The organism is Pollutimonas bauzanensis (genome assembly GCF_040393045.1).
Classification (GTDB): Bacteria; Pseudomonadota; Gammaproteobacteria; order Burkholderiales; family Burkholderiaceae_B; genus Pollutimonas; species Pollutimonas bauzanensis_A.
The window spans coordinates 1-3,916 of sequence record NZ_JBEBUX010000201.1; the positions used below are offsets into that span (position 1 = coordinate 1).

Consider the following 3,916-nt stretch of genomic DNA (forward strand, 5'->3'; position numbering starts at 1 on the left):
TGTTGGTGGCTAACACTGCCTTGAGGTTTTTAAGCGCCTTTTTCGTGTTGGCGCTCGTGCTGGCATTGACTTGGCGTGATCTCAGTGCCTATGCGTTATTCGACGCTGTGGAGTCCGGCCTCCACAGGGATTCATTCTTCGCTTACTCACGTCTGTGGTGGTTGGGAGCGGGCGCGGTGTTGGTATTGACAGTCGCTTCGCGCAGCCGCGACGCTACGTTCTGGACCCCATTGGCTTGGGCATTGGTGTGCCTGGCTCAAATGACGGCGTGGCTGACGCCAGCCCCCGCTCTGTACGGTTTCGCTTCCCTGTGGCAGGAGGCGCCCATATTGGCGTTGTTCTGGCTGGCCTGCGCTGTATTGCCCGTGCTGGTGCTGGCTGCCATGTTGTGGCGGGTGCGTGATCTGCCCGCTATCGTGCGTGTCGGAGCCCCCGTGGCTTTGGCTGTGGCTAGCCTGGGATGGATGGGCGCGCCGGGGATTGCGATGGCGCTGGTCTGGCTTGTCTTGGGGTACGCATTTGGGCGGCGCACCTTGCTGGTGTTCGGCGTGCTTGCTCTGTTGGCCTATCTGTCCCGCTTCTATTACCTGATGGATTCGACCTTATTACAGAAGTCATGGGTACTCTGCCTGACAGGAGCTTGGTTGCTGTTGTCGTGGTACGTGTTGCGCAAGCTTGTACGTAAATCTGGCAGCCGGGATACGGATGTGGCCGGGCACATTGACCGAAAAGCGGGTTCGCGTCAGGTGTGGCGCGAGGCAGGGTTGCTGGGCGGGCTGGTGTTGATATTGCTTGTTGTTAATACGGGCATTTATCAGCGTGAGCAAATCCTGGCGACGGGGCAGCGGGTCGTGCTGGCCTTGGCCCCTGTGGATCCGCGGTCTTTGATGCAGGGCGATTACATGGCGTTGCGTTTTGCGGCGGCGAATGAAATTAAAACGATGCTGGCCCAGGCGCCGGCAGCATTGGCACAGGAAATCGAAGACCAGCAAGGCGGCTATCTATTGCTAACACCTGATGAGCGGGGGGTATACCAATTGTCCTCGTTGGCAGCGAAGGTGGGCACACAGCCAAATGCGCCAAGCACAGTGCCGCTGGAGTTTCGTCTTAGGGGCAACACGGTCAGGATAGTTACGGACGCATGGTTTTTCCCTGAAGGGGAAGCCTCGCGCTTCGAACAGGCGCGTTACGGTAACTTCCGTGTCGACAGCAAAGGTAGAGGGCTGTTGACGCAGATGCTGGATGAACAGCTCAAGCCTTTGCCTTAGGTCGATGATGGCAACTTGAAGCGGGCGGCCCAGTGGGATTGGGCCGTCTGCCAGAAAGAGGGCACGCTGGTATCGGTCAGTGGTTCAAATCCCAGCGCTTGCCACGCCTTGTTTAGCGTAGACAACGGTTGCGTCAGGTTTAGCGCTGTCGCGTGGTTTTGCTTGGACAACTTGCGCCCGGCGTCGTCCAATAGCAGCGGAACATGCAATACCCTGGGATAGGGGATGTGCAGGCAGCGCGCCAGGATTTGCTGCCGGGCGGTGGAGTCCAGCAGATCGGTTCCCCGCACGATGTCGGTGATCCCCTGGTCGCCATCGTCGACGACCACGACCAATTGGTAGGCCCATAGGCCGTCAGCGCGCTTGATGATGAAATCGCCCACTTCGGTGGCGACATCCTGTTGTTGCGGCCCCTGCCATCGATCGTCAAAATGTTCGATTCCCGGCGGTACCTTAAAGCGCCATGCACGCGCCTGGCGGCCCTCAGGCAGGCCGTTACGACAAGTGCCAGGGTAGGCCCCTATAGCGAGCTCCTGGCGTGTGCAGGCGCAGCCGTACACCAGGCTTTGTGCATCAAGGGTATCGAAGGCGCGCTGATACAGCTTTAAACGCCGGGATTGCCAGACGGGTTCGCCGTCCCACTGCATTCCCAAGGCCTGCAGCTGGCCCATGATGGTGCGGTCGGCGCCGGGCACTACCCGAGGGGTGTCGATGTCTTCGATACGCAGCAGCCATTGGCCGCCGTGAGCTTTGGCATCAAGAAAGCTGGCCATGGCTGCCAGCAAGGAGCCGTCATGCAGAGGACCGCTGGGGCTGGGGGCGAAGCGCCCCTTGTAAGGGCGCTTGTCGCCTATTGCGTCTGACGCCATGCCGCAGGACCTGTTTAATGCGATAAACGGGCGGAGTCGTCGGCCAGGAGTTCTTCGAATACCAGGTGGTCGACTTCGGCTTCCTGGCTCCATAACACCATAAGGGCGATGATCTTGATCTTTTCAAGAGAAATCGGCGATTCGGTGGTGGCTTGTGCGCGATCAATGAGGATTTCGCGCAGAGCCGTAGGCAGGACGCCCGAGTTTTCCAGGAAGGTAATGAAACCTATGGCCTCGGTTCCCAGCGTTTGATATTCATCGTGGGTGAAGATGCGCCGGCTGTCGTCTTGCGGGCTTTTGGCCAGCTGCCCACATTGTTCCGTGGTTTGCGCCAGCCCGTGCAACCAGCCCAGGGCATCGTTGATGTCTTCGTCTTCGAAACCTACGGCGGCCAGCTTATGCGCAAGGACATCAGCCTCGGGGCACGCTTGCGGTGTATAGTAAGTTTCGAATAAATAAACCAATATGTCGAACATATGCGATTCCGGTTGCCGTTTGCGTAAGTCTTTGCGTGTGCGAAAGTCAGTGAATGGGTAAGAGCTTAACCGGTAAAGTTAGTGACGACTTTACGCTGATTTGTTCACTGGGGCAAATCAGCCTGTTGCGGTAATCAGACGCCTGGCCTTGTGCGCCAGGCCAGGTGTATCAAGTGCAGCGTAATCTGACTTTGGGGATGTCCATGGAAGAGCTAAAACTGGCGGAGCGCACTATTGATCCGTCCCGGGCTGAAACAATTGCGGTCCCACCGGCAGCAAGGCCGGGTGACCCGTTAACGGCAATCGACACGCCCAGCCTGATTTTGGATTTGGATGCGTTTGAAGAAAACCTGCGCACCATGCAGGTATTGGCCGAACGCCATGGCGTGGCGCTGCGCCCCCATGCCAAGGCCCATAAGTGTCCTGAAATCGCCTTGCGGCAAATTGCCTTGGGTGCCGAAGGCATATGCTGCCAGAAGGTCTCGGAGGCAGTGCCTTTTGTTGCGGCGGGCGTGCGCGACATACTTATTAGCAACGAGGTGGTGGGGCATGCCAAGCTTGTGCTGCTTGCTCGCCTGGCAAAGCAGGCAAACATCACGGTTTGCGTTGATCATCCCAAGGCAGTAGAGGCATTGTCCGCGACGATGCTGGAGGACGAGTCGCATGTCAATGTCCTGGTCGATATCGACGTCGGCCAGAAGCGCTGCGGCGTGCAGACACCTGACGAGGCGCTTGCCCTGGCTCAGCTTATCCAGAAATTGCCCAATATCAACTTTGTCGGAATCCAGGCCTATCATGGGGGCTTGCAGCACAAGCGTGCGTTGGATCAGCGTCAAAAAGCCTCTGACAAGACTGTGCGTCTAATCCGCCAGTATCTCGATGCCTTGGCCAACGCGGGCATCGCGTGCCCTGTAGTCAGCGGCGGGGGGACTGGCAGCGCTGTTTTCGATGTGGCAAGTCAGGTATTTACCGAGATACAGGCGGGTACCTACGCCTTCATGGATACTGACTATGCAGGCATCGATTGGGGCGAGGCCTTGTCCTTCCGGCACAGCCTGTTTCTGCTGGGTACCGTGATGAGCACACCGACGCCCGAGCGCGCTATTGTCGACTTTGGTTTGAAGTCGACCAGTGCCGAAAGCGGTGCGCCGCAATTGATAGGCTACAAAGAAGAATTACGCTGCGTGGCAGTGCATGATGAGCATTGTATTTTGCAGGCTGCCAGCCGGCGGGATCGTCCTGACATTGGGACGCAGTTACGGCTTGTGCCGGGGCATTGTGATCCGACGTTCAATTTGCATGA

At 58.0% G+C, this 3,916-nt stretch carries 4 protein-coding genes; 2 read left to right on the forward strand and 2 right to left on the reverse strand.

From position 1 onward, the window contains the following. A partial coding sequence (locus tag ABWO67_RS19165) for a GDYXXLXY domain-containing protein (protein WP_353154909.1) occupies positions 1–1,268 on the forward strand: 1,268 nt, incomplete at its 5' end. On the opposite strand, the gene gluQRS is transcribed toward ABWO67_RS19165, so the two are convergent. Then, complete coding sequence (gluQRS, locus tag ABWO67_RS19170) at positions 1,265–2,137, reverse strand: tRNA glutamyl-Q(34) synthetase GluQRS (protein ID WP_353154911.1); 873 nt, start codon at positions 2,135–2,137, stop codon at positions 1,265–1,267. The two genes, ABWO67_RS19165 and gluQRS, sit on opposite strands and share 4 nt — an antisense overlap. A gap of 14 nt (positions 2,138–2,151) precedes the next feature. Beyond that, the gene (locus tag ABWO67_RS19175; RefSeq protein WP_353154914.1) at positions 2,152–2,613 is read right to left on the reverse strand and encodes a Smg family protein; all 462 of its coding nucleotides are present in this window, start codon (positions 2,611–2,613) and stop codon (positions 2,152–2,154) included. A gap of 203 nt (positions 2,614–2,816) precedes the next feature. Between ABWO67_RS19175 and ABWO67_RS19180 the strand changes: the two genes are divergently transcribed. Then, positions 2,817–3,916: DSD1 family PLP-dependent enzyme (locus ABWO67_RS19180; protein WP_353154916.1), on the forward strand; the 1,100-nt coding region annotated here is incomplete at its 3' end.

Excerpts from the sequence above, each read along its gene's own strand:
- ABWO67_RS19175 (WP_353154914.1), bottom strand. The coding sequence starts at position 2,613 with ATGTTCGACATATTGGTTTATTTATTCGAAACTTACTATACACCGCAA.
- gluQRS (WP_353154911.1), bottom strand. The coding sequence starts at position 2,137 with ATGGCGTCAGACGCAATAGGCGACAAGCGCCCTTACAAGGGGCGCTTC.